This is a genomic window from Bacterioplanes sanyensis (genome assembly GCF_002237535.1).
Taxonomy (GTDB): Bacteria; Pseudomonadota; Gammaproteobacteria; order Pseudomonadales; family Oceanobacteraceae; genus Bacterioplanes; species Bacterioplanes sanyensis_A.
In genome coordinates, this window is sequence record NZ_CP022530.1 from 131,169 (window position 1) to 149,261 (window position 18,093).

The 18,093-nt window shown below is 53.4% G+C and carries 20 protein-coding genes; 14 read left to right on the top strand and 6 right to left on the bottom strand.

Going from position 1 to position 18,093, the window contains the following annotated elements:
* From CHH28_RS00625 to ybaK, 9 genes are all read left to right on the top strand, one after another.
* A complete protein-coding gene (locus tag CHH28_RS00625) occupies positions 1-708 on the top strand; it encodes a response regulator transcription factor (RefSeq protein ID WP_094058495.1) in 708 nt (235 codons plus the stop codon).
* Positions 698-1,939, top strand: coding sequence for a sensor histidine kinase (locus CHH28_RS00630; protein ID WP_094058496.1), 1,242 nt, complete (start codon positions 698-700; stop codon positions 1,937-1,939). Before CHH28_RS00625 ends, CHH28_RS00630 begins: the two co-directional genes overlap by 11 nt.
* A gap of 272 nt (positions 1,940-2,211) precedes the next feature.
* Positions 2,212-4,389, top strand: a complete 2,178-nt coding sequence (katG, locus tag CHH28_RS00635) for a catalase/peroxidase HPI (RefSeq protein WP_094058497.1) — start codon at positions 2,212-2,214, stop codon at positions 4,387-4,389.
* 346 nt (positions 4,390-4,735) lie between these two features.
* Complete coding sequence (locus tag CHH28_RS00640) at positions 4,736-5,221, top strand: hypothetical protein (protein WP_094058498.1); 486 nt, start codon at positions 4,736-4,738, stop codon at positions 5,219-5,221.
* Positions 5,222-5,388: 167 nt separating this feature from the next.
* A complete protein-coding gene (locus tag CHH28_RS00645; RefSeq protein ID WP_094058499.1) occupies positions 5,389-5,865 on the top strand; it encodes a cyclic nucleotide-binding domain-containing protein in 477 nt (158 codons plus the stop codon).
* Between the two features lie 114 nt (positions 5,866-5,979).
* Positions 5,980-6,264 (top strand): DUF1244 domain-containing protein, encoded by a 285-nt coding sequence (locus tag CHH28_RS00650; RefSeq protein WP_094061926.1) that lies wholly within the window; start codon positions 5,980-5,982, stop codon positions 6,262-6,264.
* A 4-nt stretch (positions 6,265-6,268) separates the two neighbouring features.
* Entirely contained in the window at positions 6,269-6,958 is a 690-nt protein-coding gene (locus CHH28_RS00655; RefSeq protein WP_157729697.1) for an SIMPL domain-containing protein, read from the top strand.
* The gene (locus CHH28_RS00660) at positions 6,958-7,188 is read left to right on the top strand and encodes a DUF1653 domain-containing protein (RefSeq protein ID WP_094058501.1); all 231 of its coding nucleotides are present in this window, start codon (positions 6,958-6,960) and stop codon (positions 7,186-7,188) included. Before CHH28_RS00655 ends, CHH28_RS00660 begins: the two co-directional genes overlap by 1 nt.
* Positions 7,185-7,658: a Cys-tRNA(Pro) deacylase gene (gene ybaK, locus CHH28_RS00665; protein ID WP_094058502.1), complete on the top strand. Its 474-nt coding sequence runs from the start codon at positions 7,185-7,187 to the stop codon at positions 7,656-7,658. Before CHH28_RS00660 ends, ybaK begins: the two co-directional genes overlap by 4 nt.
* Before the next feature lie 4 nt (positions 7,659-7,662).
* On the opposite strand, the gene CHH28_RS00670 is transcribed toward ybaK, so the two are convergent.
* Positions 7,663-8,187 (bottom strand): Lrp/AsnC family transcriptional regulator, encoded by a 525-nt coding sequence (locus tag CHH28_RS00670; protein ID WP_094058503.1) that lies wholly within the window; start codon positions 8,185-8,187, stop codon positions 7,663-7,665.
* 387 nt (positions 8,188-8,574) lie between these two features.
* Between CHH28_RS00670 and CHH28_RS00675 the strand changes: the two genes are divergently transcribed.
* Complete coding sequence (locus CHH28_RS00675) at positions 8,575-9,450, top strand: arginine N-succinyltransferase (protein ID WP_094058504.1); 876 nt, start codon at positions 8,575-8,577, stop codon at positions 9,448-9,450.
* A gap of 19 nt (positions 9,451-9,469) precedes the next feature.
* Positions 9,470-10,804: an N-succinylarginine dihydrolase gene (gene astB / locus CHH28_RS00680; protein WP_094058505.1), complete on the top strand. Its 1,335-nt coding sequence runs from the start codon at positions 9,470-9,472 to the stop codon at positions 10,802-10,804.
* A 46-nt stretch (positions 10,805-10,850) separates the two neighbouring features.
* Here the strand turns inward: astB and CHH28_RS00685 are convergent, their stop codons facing one another.
* Positions 10,851-11,132, bottom strand: coding sequence for a hypothetical protein (locus tag CHH28_RS00685; protein ID WP_157729698.1), 282 nt, complete (start codon positions 11,130-11,132; stop codon positions 10,851-10,853).
* 224 nt (positions 11,133-11,356) lie between these two features.
* Between CHH28_RS00685 and CHH28_RS00690 the strand changes: the two genes are divergently transcribed.
* A complete protein-coding gene (locus CHH28_RS00690; RefSeq protein WP_094061927.1) occupies positions 11,357-11,644 on the top strand; it encodes a hypothetical protein in 288 nt (95 codons plus the stop codon).
* Between the two features lie 13 nt (positions 11,645-11,657).
* Here CHH28_RS00690 and CHH28_RS00695 read toward each other — a convergent pair whose 3' ends face one another.
* The 4 genes from CHH28_RS00695 to CHH28_RS00710 all read right to left on the bottom strand — a co-directional run bounded on the left by CHH28_RS00695 (position 11,658) and on the right by CHH28_RS00710 (position 16,359).
* Positions 11,658-12,461, bottom strand: coding sequence for a DUF1338 domain-containing protein (locus tag CHH28_RS00695; RefSeq protein ID WP_094058507.1), 804 nt, complete (start codon positions 12,459-12,461; stop codon positions 11,658-11,660).
* Positions 12,462-12,642: 181 nt separating this feature from the next.
* Positions 12,643-14,103 carry a succinylglutamate-semialdehyde dehydrogenase gene (gene astD / locus CHH28_RS00700; protein WP_094058508.1) on the bottom strand — a complete coding sequence of 487 codons (1,461 nt, stop codon included), beginning with the start codon at positions 14,101-14,103 and terminating at the stop codon, positions 12,643-12,645.
* The gene (gene astA / locus CHH28_RS00705; RefSeq protein WP_094058509.1) at positions 14,100-15,137 is read right to left on the bottom strand and encodes an arginine N-succinyltransferase; all 1,038 of its coding nucleotides are present in this window, start codon (positions 15,135-15,137) and stop codon (positions 14,100-14,102) included. The genes astD and astA overlap by 4 nt, the downstream gene beginning before the upstream one ends.
* Positions 15,138-15,153: 16 nt before the next feature.
* On the bottom strand, positions 15,154-16,359 hold the full coding sequence (locus CHH28_RS00710; protein WP_094058510.1) for an aspartate aminotransferase family protein: 1,206 nt from the start codon (positions 16,357-16,359) through the stop codon (positions 15,154-15,156).
* 173 nt (positions 16,360-16,532) lie between these two features.
* On the opposite strand from CHH28_RS00710, the gene CHH28_RS00715 reads away from it, so the two are divergent.
* Together CHH28_RS00715 and astE are read left to right on the top strand one after the other, a co-directional pair.
* Entirely contained in the window at positions 16,533-16,973 is a 441-nt protein-coding gene (locus tag CHH28_RS00715; RefSeq protein ID WP_094058511.1) for an Lrp/AsnC family transcriptional regulator, read from the top strand.
* An 18-nt stretch (positions 16,974-16,991) separates the two neighbouring features.
* Entirely contained in the window at positions 16,992-18,005 is a 1,014-nt protein-coding gene (gene astE, locus CHH28_RS00720; RefSeq protein ID WP_094058512.1) for a succinylglutamate desuccinylase, read from the top strand.
* Positions 18,006-18,093: the final 88 nt, after the last annotated feature.

Consider the following 18,093-nt stretch of genomic DNA (forward strand, 5'->3'; position numbering starts at 1 on the left):
ATGGCAAGTATTCTGGTAGTGGAAGACGATATAGATATTGCACAAGGCATTGCCGAATTTCTGGAGTTAAAGGGGCACGAGCTCGACTTTGCTTACACCGGAAAACAAGCTTTGGCTTTGCTGGAACAGAATACTTACCAGTTAGTGTTATTGGATATCAACTTACCATTCGTCAACGGCTACGATGTTTGTCGCCAATTATCCGGTGAGCAATTGGGACAACACTTAGCCAAAGTGCCTGTGATTATGATGTCTGCTCGCAGCCACGAGCAAGACCTCTTGGATGGTTTTGCCAGCGGTGCGTGGGACTACCTGAAAAAACCCTTCTCCTTTGCCGAACTGTCTGCCCGGATTGACGTTGGGTTAATGAAGTCTGCGCCTCAACCGACAACAAAGGTGGCATTTAGTCACGCCGGAGCAGAACTAGACGACACCAGCCTTTCATTTACTTACAACAACATTCAGCTACAACTTCATCCTATTGGCTACAAAATCCTCAAGCTATTACTGGCCAGCGCCCCAAACACGGTGCAGAGTCGAAACATACACGCTCACCTATGGCCACATGACACACCTGAAAGCGACCCATTGCGAGCACATATCTATAAATTAAGAAAACAGTTAAAGCAGCACTTTGGTCAGCCTTTCATTGAAACCGTCAAAGGCGTTGGTTATAGATTCCATATAGATGAGAGCAATGAAAATTAAACGAGCTACTCACCCTACCTTAACGTCTCGAGTTCAGCGCCACAGCTTATGGCTGGCATGTGCTATTTTTACTCTGTTTTCCATGCTGGTTATATTCATTGTATTTTCTTTAGAGGACGCCATCCTCCATGATCAACTAAAACAAACCTATAGCAGCCTAGAGAAAGGCGGTGTGCTGCCTGACAACTACACACTGGTAGACAACCCATCCGAACTGAGCATCTCTACCGGCGAACAACTTAAATATCTCGAATTCGATGAAGAGTTTGGTGAGTTTAAACAAGGTGAACAGCACTTTCACTTTCTGCAAACCGAGCAAGGTACTCTAATACTCGACAGCTCAGCGCTTAGCATTACCAGCCGCGTCATCGACGACATTCTGATCTTATTACTATTGATGTTAGTGCCAACGGTAATTCTGACTTACTGGTTCTCGGCCAAATTATCGAAGCACGCTGTGCGGCCTTTTAACCTACTGCTGCAAGCATTGCAGTCGGATGATGGCTCAATACAACAGGTTCGAATAGCCCTCGACACTATCGAAGAACACGATCTGAAAACTGTTGCGCAAAAGCTGGCCGAAGCATTGGAGCGAGAATCCAAAGTCTTGCAAGAGCAAATTTCATTTAACCAAGGCATGGCACATGAGATAAGAACACCACTGCAAGTCATGACACATTCGGTGGAACTTCTCTGTGCATCAGACCCAAGGATACAAAAGCTCGTACCCTACCAGCGCTTAAACAAAGCCATCACGCGTATGCACCGCATCAGTAACGCATTGCTGTGGCTCACCTCCCAGTCGCAGGAACATCACACTACACACATCATTCAAGCCATCAATAGAGTAGTGGCAGAATCACAAACCTTGATCAACTTGCATCACATTGATATTCAAATAGACACGTCGCCTGCCTGCGAGGCTCTTGAGATAGACGTGCCAGACGTCGTCTTCGAATTGGTGATATTCAATTTGCTGAATAATGTTATTCAGCACTGTCAGACATCAGAAGATCGTAAATATTGGCAGATTGATGTCACTCCTTCTTATGTCTCGTTTCGTAACCCTTTGCCGACAACGAATAACGACGGCAAGGCAAATCAGAATTTCGGCTTGGGCTTGCAGTTGGTCACCGCACTGCTGACAAGATTTAATAGAAAAGTATCGACCAAACGTCGGTCTAATGACTTTGAAGTCATCATTTATCTCGCTGATACACCTGCGTGTTAGCCTTTTAAGAACTGTCTGCTGGCCACCCAGCTATTAACGTGGCTTTCTCGGTTATCACAGCATGCTTATGTAAGCCTGCACTGCTTGTTTGTCTTGGCTCGCCATTTATCCTGTTGCCAAGATAAGGCCAGCCACCAACTCACTGAACACCGCTCAATCAGCAACGGCAGATCTCTATAGTCAGGGCCAATCGCGCTGATCAGGGCAATCAACTGTTACTTTGCCTCGCTCCATCTATGCTGGGTCAACACCTATGAGATGGGAGACTCGCAATGACAACCACAGCCAGTAACGGCGGCCAATGCCCCTTTGCCCACGGCGCCAATACCAACGCCCAGCAAACACCCACCGAATGGTGGCCCAATGCCCTAAATCTCGACATCCTCCACCAGCACGACCGCAAAACCAGCCCCTACGATGAAGACTTCAATTACGCAGACGCGTTTCAAAGCATTGATTATGCAGCGTTAAAGCAAGATCTGACCGATTTAATGACGCAAAGCCAAGACTGGTGGCCTGCCGACTGGGGCCATTATGGCGGACTGATGATTCGTATGGCCTGGCACGCCGCAGGCTCCTATCGTATCGCTGATGGTCGCGGTGGCGCCAATACTGGCAACCAGCGCTTCGCCCCACTGAACAGCTGGCCAGACAACACCAACCTAGACAAAGCCAGACGGCTGCTGTGGCCGATCAAAAAGAAATACGGCAATGGTTTATCTTGGGCCGATTTAATGATTCTCGCTGGCAATGTGGCGTACGAATCCATGGGCCTAAAAACATTTGGTTTTGGCGCTGGCCGCGAGGACATCTGGCACCCAGAAAAAGACATTTATTGGGGCGCCGAAAAAGAATGGCTAGCCACCAGTGACAGTGACAACAGCCGCTATTCGGGTGAGCGCGAGCTGGCCAACCCGCTGGCCGCCGTGATGATGGGGCTGATTTACGTTAATCCTGAAGGCGTTGATGGTCAGCCCGATCCGTTAAAAACGGCCAACGACGTACGAGAGACCTTCGCCCGTATGGCGATGAACGATGAAGAAACTGTTGCCTTAACCGCCGGTGGCCACACCGTCGGCAAAGCACACGGCAATGGCGATGCCTCGCAGCTCGGGCCAGAGCCAGAAGCCGCCGAGCTGTTTGAGCAAGGGCTGGGCTGGAACAACCACCAGCAACGCGGCATTGGCAATCAAGCCGTCACCAGTGGTATTGAAGGCGCCTGGACAACGCACCCAACGCAGTGGGATAACGGCTACTTCCAGCTGCTGTTGAATTACGACTGGGAACTGAAAAAAAGCCCGGCAGGGGCGTGGCAGTGGGAGCCGGTGGATATCAAAGAAGAAGATAAACCGCTCGATCCGGAAAACCCCAACGTTCGCCATAACCCCATCATGACCGACGCCGATATGGCGATGAAAATGGATCCGGAATATCGCAAAATTTCTGAGCGTTTTTATAACGACCCAGACTATTTCTCCGATGTTTTTGCCCGCGCCTGGTTCAAACTCACGCACCGGGACTTAGGCCCCAAGAGCCGCTACCTAGGCCCAGAAGTGCCCAGTGAAGAACTGATCTGGCAAGACCCAGTTCCCAGTGTCGACTACCAACTCAGCGACGCTGACGTCAGCCAGTTAAAAGCCGACATTCTGGCCACGGGTCTGAGCGTGTCCGAACTGGTCGCCACCGCTTGGGACAGCGCCCGTACCTTCCGCCAGTCTGATTACCGTGGCGGTGCCAATGGCGCGCGCATTCGTTTGGCCCCCCAAAAAGACTGGGCGGGCAATGAGCCGGAGCGTTTAACCCGTGTATTGCAGGCGTTAGAGGGCATTCAAAGTCAGTTTGCCGGCACCATCAGCATGGCTGATTTAATTGTACTGGCAGGTGCCGCCGCGGTGGAAAAAGCCGCCCAAGATGCCGGTGTTGCCGTCACCGTTCCCTTCACCTCCGGGCGCGGCGATGCCACTGACGAGATGACCGACGCTGATTCGTTCGCGGCGCTGGAGCCGGTGCATGATGGCTATCGCAATTGGCTACAAGACGACTTTAGTGTGCAAGCGGAGGAGCTATTACTCGACCAGACCCAACTGCTGGGCCTCAGTGCCCCAGAGATGACCGCTTTAATCGGTGGCATGCGGGTTTTGGGCAGCAATTATGGTAACCAAGCGCATGGCGTCTTTACCGATCGCGTCGGCACGTTAAGCACCGACTTTTTCGTGAATCTCACCGACATGCGCTATGAGTGGAAACCTACTGGTAAAAATGAATACGCCATTGTTGATCGTCACAGCGGAGAGACACGCTGGAGCGCAACCCGTGTCGATCTAGTGTTTGGCTCCAACTCCATTTTGCGTGCCTACGCTGAGGTGTACGCTCAGGACGATAATCGAGAAAAGTTTGTCCATGACTTTATCCGCGTTTGGAACAAAGTCATGACAGCGGATCTGTTTTAACGCCAACCTTGATGCCTAGTGCGCTGTGCACTAGGCATCAGACACCTGGTACCAGCGGAGCGATTCATTAATTATCTGGCAGTTCACTGTTAAAAAGCGGCTCTCTAACCGCTCTCGCCATTCAGCTAATCTCCAGCCACACCTTTTTCAATTCGCTCTGTATCTGACAAGCGACCTATCCGCCAAGCATGCCCGCCATGAAAAGAAGCTGACTGAAGTGAAGCGATTGAGCACCATCTGAGCATCAAGAAATACGGCAACAACAACACCGCCAAACATAGCCACATGACAAGTGCATGACAACACACTAGAATGCGAATCGTTCCGATAATAATTTGAGGTTGCTATGCGCTTTTTGATTCTTGCTCCACTGTGCCTGCTACTAAGCCTTGGCGCCCATGCTGACGCCGCTGGTTTGGCCGCCTATCAACAACAAGCCAAAACACTGCTGTTCAAACTGCAGCAGCAAAAAGGCGACGACATCGAAGCTCAGGCCAAGCAATTGGTTGAATTGAGCAAGCCCTTGCTGTCCGACTTCCGCCAGCAATACCCTCAGTGCACCGAATACCTGCAAGCACTGAACGACGTTGCCGACACCTTGGCAGACCTGCCATTGGAAGAAATCGAGTCTGGTTACCACGCCGACGGCAAGCTGCCAACGCTGCCGACGGCTGAGTGCTACCACGCCAAAGACTTGCTGGTACACCCAGCCACCGTGCAAGCCATGGCACGCATTGGCCTGCAACAAGCCGACGACTGGATCGATGCTGCGCACGAAATCGAAGAAGTGCTGGAGCACTTCGGCCAAGTACAGATTGCCATCGGCCACTAAAACACGCGAGGCGGCTAACGCCGCCTTGGTTCACCGATAGTAACGCGGCTAAGGTGTCACACCACGCCATCGTGTATCGGTTTCCGGATCCAGTTCACTGCTGGCCCGATATCCGTTTGCTAGTCTTTGCAGAGACGTAATCAAAGCGCTGGCAAACGGGTCCCATCATGCGAGAACACTCTACAGGCTATCTTGACGAGCTCATTAGCATGCTGGCCGAATGCAGCATGTTTGATATGTTCACCCCACAAGAACTGCGCACCGCAGCCCCCTATTTTCACCTCGATCAAATACCCGCCGGTAACGTGCTGTTCCGTGAAGGCGATGCCGGCAACTACATGGGCATCATTCACAGCGGCAAAGTGGGGGTGATGAAAAGCGATTCGAACAACAAGAACGTACCCGTGGCATTGCTAACGCAAAATAAAACCTTCGGCGAAATGGCCGTGTTGGACGGTGAACGTCGCTCGGCCAGCTGCATCGCCAAATCTAACTGCGCCCTGCTGGTGTTGTCGCGAGAGTCGCTGGATCGGATGTGCGAAGAGTCACCGAAAATTGCCGCCAAAGTGATTCGTGCCGTGGCAGTGTCTTTGTCTCGTCGCCTGCGGGTGATGGATTATCGCCTCGCCAACAGCCTCGGGTAGCCCCCACGCGATCGTTCTCAGCACACACTGTTTACGCGAAATTGCCGCATAAACGGTTGAACAGCGGCATCTTCGCCGCAATGATTAGGGCCATAGACCAATAACGAGGCCCTTATGTCCACCAATACCGAAATCGAAGCCGCCGTGTTTCGCCGCTTGCTGCAGCACCTGGATAACCACAAAGACGTTCAAAATATCGAGCTGATGAACCTGGCGAACTTCTGCCGTAATTGCCTGGCCAAGTGGTACGTCAGCGCTGCCGAAGAACAAGGGCAATCGGTCGATTACGAGCAAGCGCGCGAGCGTATTTATGGCATGCCGTACAGTGAATGGAAAGACAAATACCAGCTGCCCGCCACCCCTGAACAGCTGGCCGCCTTCGAAAAAAAGAATGGATAAGCCTATGTTAAAAGCCACCACGTTATTGCTGCTGGGCAGCCTTGTCGCGGCGCCGGTAGCACTCGCCGACAATTACATCGAAGTCTCTGGACATGGTGTGGTCGAAGCCATGCCGGACTACGCCAAATTGCACCTGTCGCTCAAAGCCACCGCCGACACATTGCCCGCCGCGAAGCAAGCTGTAGACAGCGCCATGCAAGCCTTGCTGTCTGTCGCAAACGCCAAAGGCATCAGCAAAGACGACATCGACGCCGCTCAGATTCGCAACTCTCCGCAATATCGCTGGCACAAACAAGAGCGGATGTTTGTGGGTGAGCAAGTGGTGCGCCCAGTCACCATCACCCTAAAAGCGCTGAATCAACACGCCTACCTGGTGCATGAGCTGATGCAAATCGACGGCATGCACGTGCAACATACCGAGTTGCGTTTTAACGACCGCGACGCTCTGCAGCGCCAAGCACTCAGCAAAGCGGTTAAACACGCGCGCAGCAAAGCAGACGCTATGGCTAGCGCTGCCAACACTCGCATCGAGCGCGTCGAGCGCATCATCGAGGGCGCCAACGACTATCATCGTCCAATGATGGAAATGCGCGCCATGAGTGCCATGGCCAAGGATCAGCCCGAACCGGCCCCAACTTTGTTTCAAGCACAAAAGATTGAAGCCAGTATCAACGTTCGCTACGAGATCGACTGATGAAACCAACCTTAGCCAAAGGCCTCTACCGCCACTATAAAGGCAATGACTATCGAGTGATCGACTTGGTGCGCCATAGCGAAACCGAACAGTGGCTGGTGCTGTACCAGCCACAATACGGGGAGCAGGACCTGTGGGTGCGGCCGTACGACATGTTTGTTGAACAGGTGCAGGTAGATGGCCAAGCGCAACCTAGGTTTGCCTTCCAGCCTGACGAGGCCGTCGAATGACGCCCGCTATCAACCTAGTGCGCAAACGCGACATTCACCATCACATTCACCAATATGAGCATGATCCACAGTGTCAGGCGTATGGCCTGGAAGCGGTGGAAAAGCTCGCACTGAGCCCAGAGCGAGTGTTTAAAACCTTATTGGTGAGCCTAAGTGGCGGTAAAAGCTCGCTGGCCGTGGCGGTGATTCCAGTGGATACCTCGCTCAATATGAAACGAGTGGCAAAAGCGCTGGCGGCGAAAAAAGCCGACATGGCCGACCCCGTCGAAGCCCAGCGGGTGACCGGGTATTTGCTCGGTGGCATTAGCCCGCTGGGGCAAAAGAAAGCGCTGCCGACGGTTATCGACGCCAGCGCCGAGGCGCTGGAAAGTATCTACGTCAGTGCGGGTCGGCGTGGTTTGGAAATTGAGCTATCGCCTCAAGACCTAGCCACCCTAACGCGCGGCCAATTTGCCGAGCTGCATGACTAGCGCGTCATGCTTTGTTATCCGTTGCCCCCAACAGTTGGGCAATCGGATAACCGGTGAATGCCTTATTTTGCTTCAACACCACGTGCGTGCTGATGTTGGAGATATCCGGGCACAAGCGAATCAACTCATCGGTTAACTCCATATAGCGGCTCATGCGCGCGCAGGCAAAATGCACGATAAAATCACAGCCACCGCTGACGGTGTAAGCTGCGGTGGCCTCCGGTAAAGCATCAATGTGCAGTTCCAACTGACGGAAGGTATCTGGTGCATGGCTGCCCATGGCAATGGTGGCAATGCATTGCACCGGCTCGCACAGGCGCTCAATGTTCACCCGCCCCATAAACCCTTCGATCCAACCCTGATCGAGCAACCGCTGCAGGCGCTGATGGCAAGCACTGGCCGACAGATTGACCGCCGCCGCCAGGGCTTTGTTGGTGATTCGTCCATCGGTCTGCAAGATGCGCAACATGCGCAAATCCAAGCGATCCAAAGTTCCAGCTCGGGCTGGTAATGACGGCTCGTCTCGCATCGATTTACTCCTGTTTGACGGCAAAATATGATTCGGCCGATCTTTTAATTTGTGATTCTACGACTTTTTTCTAGGCTTCTGATAAGCACTTGGCTGACATTGGCGCAGAAGGCACAGTGCTTTGCTTATATCAGGGGTAGAAATTGCCACTATGATACCCCAAAACACCTGCCGAACAATATTCGGCATCAAAACTGAATAAGCGCAGCACATTCTTGAGCCTCTGCGCCAGACTGGTGGCACTAGCACTTTATGAGTATTGCCTATGTTGATCATTCGTCCTGTTGCTGAACACGATGTGAGCCAGCTACTAAAACTGGCCCACGCCGCCGGTCAGGGGATGACGTCTTTGCCCCCGATGAGGATGCACTGGCCGAACGTATCCAGATGTCGATGGACAGCTTTGCCCGCAGCGAGCGCCACCCAGACGACAGCTTTCTATTAGTGATGGAAGATACCGAGCAGCAACGCCTGGCCGGCTGCGCTGGCGTGTCTGTGCTGACCGGCGCACGGCAAGCGTTTTATGCCTATCGCTTGATCCCCACCACCCACTACTCGCACTCGTTGGAAAAGCAGGTATCCAGCCAGTTGCTGCACCTGACCAACGACTACACTGGCTGCTCTGAGGTGGGATCGCTGTTTTTGCTGCCAGACTATCGTGGCAATGGCCATTGGCTGGCGCGTTCACGCTATCTGCTGATGGGCTTATTTCGCCAACGCTTTGCCGAGTCTGTCATCGCTGAGCTGCGTGGCTGGAGCGACGACGAAGGCCGCAGCCCATTTTGGGAAGCCATTGGCAAACACTTCTTCCAGATGGAATTTGAGCAAGCCGACAAACTGTGTGGACTGGGCTCAAACCAGTTCATTACCGAGCTGATGCCCAAATACCCGATTTACACCACACTGCTGCCAGACGACGCTCAGGCGGTGATCGGTCAGCCTGCCGATGCTGGCCGCCCGGCCATGGAGCTGCTGCAGCGTGAGGGTTTCCGCTACGACAACGTGGTCGACATCTTTGATGCCGGGCCATTGATGCAAGCCAACATTGATGAGCTGGCCAGCGTAAAAGCCATCGAGCAGCGTCCCTTGACTGACGTCAGCGCTACGCCACAAAGCGTTATTGCCGCCAATACTCATTGGCCAGATTTTCGCGTGGTGCTGAGCGACGCCCAGCTCGATGAGCACGGCATCCAACTTCCCGCTGCAGAGCGTCAGGCACTGCAGTTGAACGAACACGATTCAGTGGCATTTATTGCTCTGTAACGGACGAGGCAGATTCACCATGAAACACTATGAAGTCAATTTTGACGGCCTGATCGGCCCATCGCACCACTATGGCGGCCTCGCCAGCGGCAACTTGGCGTCGCACCGCAACGCGCTGAAGACCTCCAGCCCGCGCCAAGCAGCGCTGCAGGGTCTGGAGAAAATGCGCACCTTGATTCGCCTCGGCTACCGCCAGGGCTTTATACCGCCACAGCCAAGGCCAGCACTGTCGTGCCTGCGCCAACTGGGCTTTAGCGGCAGCGACGAAGAAGTGATCAAACAGGCTGGCAGCCAAGCGCCCGAGCTGCTGTCGATGGCATACTCAGCGTCGTCCATGTGGGCCGCCAATGCCGCCACGGTGACTCCTTCCAGCGACAGCCATGATGGCAAGCTGCACCTGACGCCAGCCAACCTGGTGACCACGGCACACCGCTCCATCGAACACCCGTACACCTTTGCCGCACTGCAACGCATTTTCCACAACCCGGCGGTATTCAGCGTTCACCCGGCACTGCCAGCCACCGGCGCCTTTGCCGATGAGGGCGCCGCCAACCATGGCCGCCTGTGCAGTGAACATGGCCAGCCTGGCACCGGCCTGTTCGTTTGGGGCCGCCAGCGCGGTGGCGATACCAGCGATCTTAACTTCCCTGCTCGCCAAACACTGGAAGCCAGCCAAGCGATTGCTCGTCAGCACGGTGTCAAACAAGCGGTCTTCCTGCAGCAAAATGCAGCTGCGATTAATGCCGGCGCTTTCCACAACGATGTGGTCGCGGTGGCCAATGGCCCGGTGCTGTTCTACCACGAGCAGGCCTATGAGGCCGAGTCACAGCAAGCGGCCTTTGCGCAATTGCGTGAGCTGGGTGAATTTGTACCCGTGTGCGTGCCGACGGCAGAAGTCAGTTTGGATGAAGCCATTCGTAGCTATTTGTTCAATAGCCAACTGTTGTCCGGCCCAGATGGCGATATGAGCCGCATGACGCTGATTGCTCCGACCGAGTGTCAGGAAGTCGAAGCCGTTGCTCAATATCTGCAGCGTCTGACGGCCGATGACAGCCAGCCCATCCGCCATGTCGAGTTTGTCGATGTGCGTCAAAGCATGAGCAATGGCGGCGGCCCTGCGTGCTTGCGCTTGCGTGTGTTGCTGAGTGAAAAAGAGCTGGAAGCGGTGAATCCGGCCTTTATGCTGACGGAAGAAAAGATCGATGCGCTGCAGCAATGGGTGCGTGATCACTACCGTGACAGCCTACACCCACTGGAGCTGCTGGAGCCTGAGTTCATGCACGAATGCCACAAGGCCATGGTGTCACTGCAGCAGTGGCTGGGCTGTCAGGACCTGTACGACGGTTTAATGTAACCACACCATTACCGCATGTCGTCGGGCCACTCGGCCCGCCGACAAGTTAGCCGGCGAAGTAGCGCTGCTCGCGCTCAAAATCGCGCACAGCGTGGTAAGTCACGCCCAACCCTTCCTTTTTGCTCACCTGACACTGTACGTAGCCGCGCTGGTGGCCGTCGGTAATGTTCAGGTACACATCGTACTCGTTGTTATTTTCGCGCGTCGACAAGCGATCGATGCTGATACCCGTGACTTCGGTTAAACGTTCTTCGGTGTAGCGGCGACACTCGTTCATCGCATCCCCCATATCACGAATCACAAGTGCTTGCTCTGAGGCTGTGTGCACACAACCCACCAATCCGATACTCGTCAACAGCAACAACCCTGCGGATTTCATTTTCGCGTCCGATTACTCAATAATGGTGGCCTGGGCATTGGTTTAGACGCTGCGCTACTACGCAACAGCATGCCGTTAATGCCGCGATAAAAGTCGCATAGCCTAAACGCAGCGAGTTACAGACTCCGCTGCAAAGGCGTAATAAAACGTTTCAATGCGTAATAATGGGAACCATGGCTCGTCCAACCACCGACCAATGTCAGCTGTGCCAGCGCCGCGTTGCTCTGACATTTCACCATTTGATTCCGCGCAAGATGCATCGTCGCACTTACTTTCGTAAGCACTTTGATCGTGCCCAGTTAAATGAGGGAATTTGGGTGTGTCGTCGTTGTCATCGTGGAATTCACAAGTTATACGACGAAATGACGCTGGCAAAGCAGTTTGCCAGCCTCACCGCATTGCAAAACGACCCGGCGATGAAAAAGCATATCGCCTGGGTCGCACGACAAAAAGGGGACTGAATTAGCCGCGCTGTTAGCCGTTGTTCGTGCTTTCGAAAATTTTGTCCGCCGACGCTGCAACAAAACCCGTGTAGAAACGACCATCGGCTTGCTGATAACGACGCGCAAACTCGTAGAAACAGCTAGGAATGCTGTGAGTACCGTCGCTAAATGCAACTTCAGCTTTGTCCGCCATGGTAGAGCTTTGCTCCAGCAATACGTCTGGTGAGCCTTTAATTTCACCGCCAGCGGTATTCAGCGTGTAACCCGCTTGCTTGAGCGCGTCGTTAACCGACTCCAGCGTTTCAAACTCAGACAACGCATTCACATCAACGGTAAAGTGATTGGCGCGATAACCCCAAGCCGCCATCCAAGCCGCGTATTCGCTTTCTTGCAGCAGCTGCTGGTAAGTGTCGTGACTCACTTGCCAATGAGTACCAGAATACAAGAATTCAGGGCGATTAACGGCATCGGCATCAATTTCATCGACTAACTTCTGCACAATGGCTTGCAGCTCTGGCGAGCACTGATCCACCAGCAGCTCTGAAATAAAGACTTTTGGCGCCGTTGCATCTGGGTGTTCAAAATGACGGGCGTACAGTTTCTTTTGCTCAAAGTGGTATTCACCACATTGTTCGTAACCGATATTGATAAAGTGCTGTGCCAGTTTGTCTAGGCTGACTTTATCCAGATTAAAAGTACGCAGTGCGATGTGATCATTAATGATATCGCTGGCCTGGGTATTACCCAGCAATTGATGGATTTTTTCCGCCGACGGAGTGACCTGTAAATAGTTATCCCACAAGGCTCCGAACAGCTGTTTAACAGCATCCGACATAAACACCTCCAAACTCTCATTGTGTTTGATAAAAGATCAGACTATCAAAAAGCGAACACCAGGCCATTGATACAAGACAAACAAAACAACCGGTTTGAAAGGGCAAAAACCCGTGCTTTTCGCTTTATTATATTGACTGAAAAAATATGGCTGGCCCCGAAAAAGGCCAGCCACATTTAATTTACAGCGACAAACCAGGCGCCAGTTTTTCTGGCAGCGTTACGGCATCGGCTTCAACCGAAGCCACCGGGTAGGCGCAGTAATCCGCCGCGTAATAGGCACTGGCACGGTGGTTACCGCTCTCGCCAATACCGCCAAACGGCGCCGCACTGGAAGCACCGGTAATCGGTTTATTCCAGTTGACAATACCAGCACGAATATCGCGATAGAAGTGCTCATATTGCTCACGGCTGTCACTCAACAAACCGGCCGACAAACCAAAGCGAGTATTGTTGGCTTCAGCGATGGCGGCAGAGAAATCCGCATAGCGAATAATCTGCAGCAGCGGGCCAAAGTATTCTTCGTCGGGCAACTCTTTAATGGCCGTAACATCGATGATGCCTGGCGTGACAAAGCCCAATTTTTCATCCAACTGGCGCAGTTCAAGCAGCGATTCACCGCCCAATTGCTGCAATTGCTGTTGTGCTGCCACCATGCCGCTGGCGGCTTTGGCCGAGATCATGGCACCCATGAAATTATCCTGCAGTGGGTCACCCACTTGGATATTTTTCACCGCCGCCAACAATTGCTCAATCAAAGCATCACCATGGCTGCCTTGCGGTACAAACAAGCGACGAGAGCAAGTACAGCGCTGACCTGAGGTAACGAATGCCGACTGAATAATGTCGTGCACCGCCGCGCGCTGATCACTGACGTCACCAATAATCATGGGGTTGTTGCCGCCCATTTCCAGCGCCAGAATTTTGCCTGGGTGGCCTGCGAATTGCTCGTGCAACAGCTTGCCTGTGTTGGAGCTGCCGGTGAAAAACAAGCCGTCAATTTGCGCATGCGACGCCAGCGCTTTACCGGTTTCCACTTCACCTTGAACCAGGTTCAGCACACCGTCTGGCAGGCCCGCTTGTTGCCATAATTTAACCGTATATTCGGCCACTTTTGGCGTCAGCTCAGACGGTTTAAAGACAATACAGTTACCCGCCAGCAATGCCGGAACAATGTGTCCATTAGGCAAATGGCCAGGGAAGTTATACGGGCCAAAGACCGCCACGACACCGTGTGGTTTATGGCGAATAAAGGCACGGGCACCTGGCATTGGGTTTTCAGTGGTACCAGTACGCTCTTCATAAGCGCGCACTGAAATATCAATTTTACCCATCATTGCCGCAACTTCGGTGCGGGTTTCCCACAGCGGTTTGCCGGTTTCTTCGCAAATCACCGCCGCCAGTGTTTCCTGATTTTCGCTCAGCTGTTGCTTAAACGCTTGCATCAGTTCCAGGCGTTTTTCATAAGCCAACTTTGACCAGCCAGCAAATGCCTGACGGGCGGCATTCACCGCTTCATCGACGTCAGCTTTGGTGGCACTGCGGCCTTGCCATACACTGGCACCCGTCGCCGGATTGATGGATTGCAGTTCGTGGCCCTGGCCAGAACTCCACACACCATTAATAAATTGTGTCGGGGTCATGCAGTTGTCCTCCCCATGTCGAGAAATCTAACGGCATCGCCGTTATTCAGTTGTAAATGTGGTTGCAAGGCTTCGGGCAGTAACAAAATTTGCTCTTGCGCATGCCATTGGGCCTGCTCGCTGATTAAAGCGCGGAAATCGGTTAAGCCAGTGTTGCTGACCATCACTCGTTGATCGCCACTGACGTCTGGGCGGAATTCAACTTGAGCAACAATACTGTCGCGCACACTTTTAATACTGCTCAACGGCGCTTCAACGGTTGGTCCGGCATCGAATAAATCGATATAACCACGGTGATTAAAGCCTTCATTGTGCAGCATGCGTAGCGCCGGTTCGGTATTTTGATGCACCTTACCGATCACCGCCTGGGCTTCGTCACCTAATAAATTGGTATAAATCGGGTGGCGCGGCATTAATTCCGGTACAAAGCCTTTATCACCTGAGCCCACCATGCGACTGGCGGTGGAAAAATCCAGTTTAATAAAGTGCTGCTCTAGCCAACTCCAAAATGGCGAACGCCCCTCTTCATCCGCGACGCCCAGCATTTGCGCAATCACAAAATCCGAAAAGCGCTGCGGGTGTTGTGCCATCAGCAAAAAGCGCACTTTTGACAGCAACCGGCCAGCCAGACCACGACGGTGACCTGCCAGCAGATACAAGCTGCACAGCTCGCTGCAACCCATATAGTTGTTGCACACCGTCAACGTGGTGACGATGCTTTGGATGCCTAACTGCGTCGACTGATGCATCGATTTACCGACATGGTAGTGATACAGCGGTGTTTTCAGGCCCACGGCGGCTTCAATCGCCGTGGTCCCCACCACTTCACCGGTATCGGTATCTTCGAGCACCAGCAAATAGCCTTGGTCGCCTGGTTCACTGATGTCGCTGGCGAAGCTGCGCTGAGCACGCTCAATTTTGCTCTGCAACAGATCCGGATCGTCCACCAGTGATGTAAAGCCAGGGCCAGATTCAATGGCTATGTGACGCAGGCTTTGGTAATCCGAGGCTTGTATTGGTCGCACGACCAGCATAAATGCCTCCCCGGGCTCAGCCCGCGACCACCTTAGCGACCGCACGCTCAAAGCGTTGCAGGCCTTCGTCGATGTCCTGCTCAGTAATCACCAGAGATGGAGCAAAACGCACCACATCGGCACCAGCCACCAGAACCATCAGGTTTTCTTCCATCGAAGCCATCAGGAAGTCACGTGCGCGGCCTTTGTATTGCTCATTCAGCGCGCAACCCAGCAGCAAGCCTTGGCCACGTACTTCGCTGAATACCGAGTATTTTTCATTGATGGCATGCAGACCATCTACATAACGTTGGTAGCGCGCTTTCACGCCCTCCAGCACTTCCGCTTGGTTAACGGTATCAAACGCTGCTTCGGCAACGGCACACGCCAGTGGGTTACCACCGTAAGTCGAACCGTGAGTACCCACTTTCAGGTGATCGCCCACGGCTTTGGTGGTCAACATGGCGCCGATTGGGAAGCCACCACCCAGTGCTTTCGCGGTGGTCAAAATGTCTGGCGTAACACCCAGGCCCATGTAGGCGTACAGGTGGCCAGTACGACCAACACCGGTTTGCACTTCGTCAAAAATCAACAGCGCGTTGTGCTGATCACACAGCTCACGTACGCCTTCAGCAAACTCTTTGGTCGGCGGAATGATGCCGCCTTCGCCTTGCAGTGGCTCCATCATCACCGCACAAGTTTTGTCGGAAATCAGCTCACGCAGGCTGTCCAGATTGTTGTACTCAGCGTGCACGATGTCGCCAGGCTTAGGACCAAAACCATCGCTGTATGCCGCTTGGCCACCAACGGTAACGGTGAAGAAGGTACGACCGTGGAAACCCTTGTTGAACGAGATAATCTGGCTCTTCTGCTCGCCGTGGTTATCCAGCGCCCAGCGACGTGCCAGCTTCAACGCGGCTTCGTTGGCTTCGGCGCCCGAGTTGGCGTAATACACTTGGTCAGCAAAGGTGGCGTCGGTCAGCTTCTTCGCCAAACGCAGCGCTGGCTCGTTGGTCATGACGTTGGACAGGTGCCAAATCTTCTCGCTCTGCTCTTGCAGTGCTTTCACCAACGCCGGGTGGCAGTGGCCCAGACACGTCACTGCGATACCGCCAGCAAAGTCGATGTATTCGTTGTCCTGCTGGTCCCACACGCGCGATCCTTCACCACGAACTGGAATCACTTTTGATGGCGCGTAGTTGGGCACCATGACCTGATCAAAAATCTCTCGTGTTACCTGCACAGCCCTATCCTCTTAATACTCAGGGTTGATGTTCACACAGTTGTTGCTCAATACGGCAACAACCTTATTAGTTTTATGTGCTCTATTCTGGCCAGCCATCAAGCCAAACTGTAGCGACATTTATAGCGAATTAGTGTACAACTACTAGCAATTTAACGATACCTAAAATCAATATGACTAATTCGAACCTCTCCGCGGCCGATCAACGCTTGCTGGCACTGCTGCGCGATGATGCTCGCGCCAGCGTGTCAGAATTGGCAAGAAAGCTGGCATTGTCACGCTCTACCGTGCAAAGTCGGCTGAAGAAGTTGGAAGAAACCGGGGTGATCAGCGGCTATCGGGTGGAGCTGGGGGAGCGTTTCCGTGCCCAACAGGTAGAAGCACATGTGTTGATCAAACTGGTGCAGAAGCTGACCCACAGCACGGAAAAAGCGCTGCAACAGATTCCAAACATCGTGCAGCTGCTATCGGTCAGTGGCGAATACGATCTGATCGCCATGGTCGAAGCCGACTCCCTGCAGCAACTGAGCAACCTGCTCGACGACATTGGCGCGCTCTCCGGAGTTGAACGGACGACCTCATCTGTGGTACTTGAAGCGCGTTTTCGACGATAACGCCACGCGGACCTGAATATGACCCACATACTGCAAAGCAATACCGACTTTCTGGCACTCAGCCGCCAGCAACCCGACTGCTTAACCCCCGGTCAATTTACGCTCAGTAATGGCACCGTGGTGAGCGTGATTGCAGCGGGCATCATTCAGTTCGAACCGGCTGCCACAGCCACTGAAGACGTGGTGCTGTCATGCGGTGTGCACGGCAATGAAACCGCGCCGATAGAAATCTGCGACGAACTGGTACAACGCATCCTGCGCGGTGAGCTCACCGTATGCCAGCGTGTATTGGTGATTTTTGGCAATCTGGCCGCCATGGACATTGGCCAGCGTTTTGTCGAAGAGAATATGAACCGCTTATTCAGTGGCGAGCATTCCCGTGGGCCGGGCCTGATCAACGACGAACGTCGTCGCGCACAGCGCTTAGAGCAGGCGGTGGCGGAATTTTTCCAGCAAGGTCAGGGGCAGCGCCACCATTACGACTTGCACACGGCGATCAAACCCTCACAGCACGAAAAGTTTGCGGTCTACCCTTACCGTCCACACGATGACTACAACACCGAGTCGCTGCGCTTTTTAGCCGCCTGCGATGTCCACGCGATCCTGCTGTCCAATGGCCCGACCACCACCTTTAGCTACTACTCCGCAGACACCTTCGATGCCATTGCATTCACCGTTGAACTGGGCAAGGTGCGCCCGTTTGGGGAAAACGACATGAGCCGTTTTGCAGCAGCCAAAGATGCCATAACTCGCTTGGTGTGTGAGCCACAGCCAAACTGGCCCAGCTATCGGGCGGAAGACTTTTCCATTTACAAAGTGAATCAAGTGATATTGCGCCAGCAAGAAGATTTTCGTCTTGGCTTTGGCGACGATGTGCCGAACTTTACCGCGTTTCAGCAAGGCGATGTGCTGGCCGAAGAAAGCGGTGCTTTATACACCGCACAACAAGATGGCGAAGCCATTGTCTTCCCTAATGCCAAGGTGGCACTGGGGCAGCGAGCGGTACTGACACTGTTGCCTGCTGAGCTGTAAATGTAACAACCGCGCAGCGCATCGTTGTTAACATCAATGCGCTGCGCGGAGAGTTGGAGTGTTCTCTGCGCCGCTGTTCGTGTGGCAA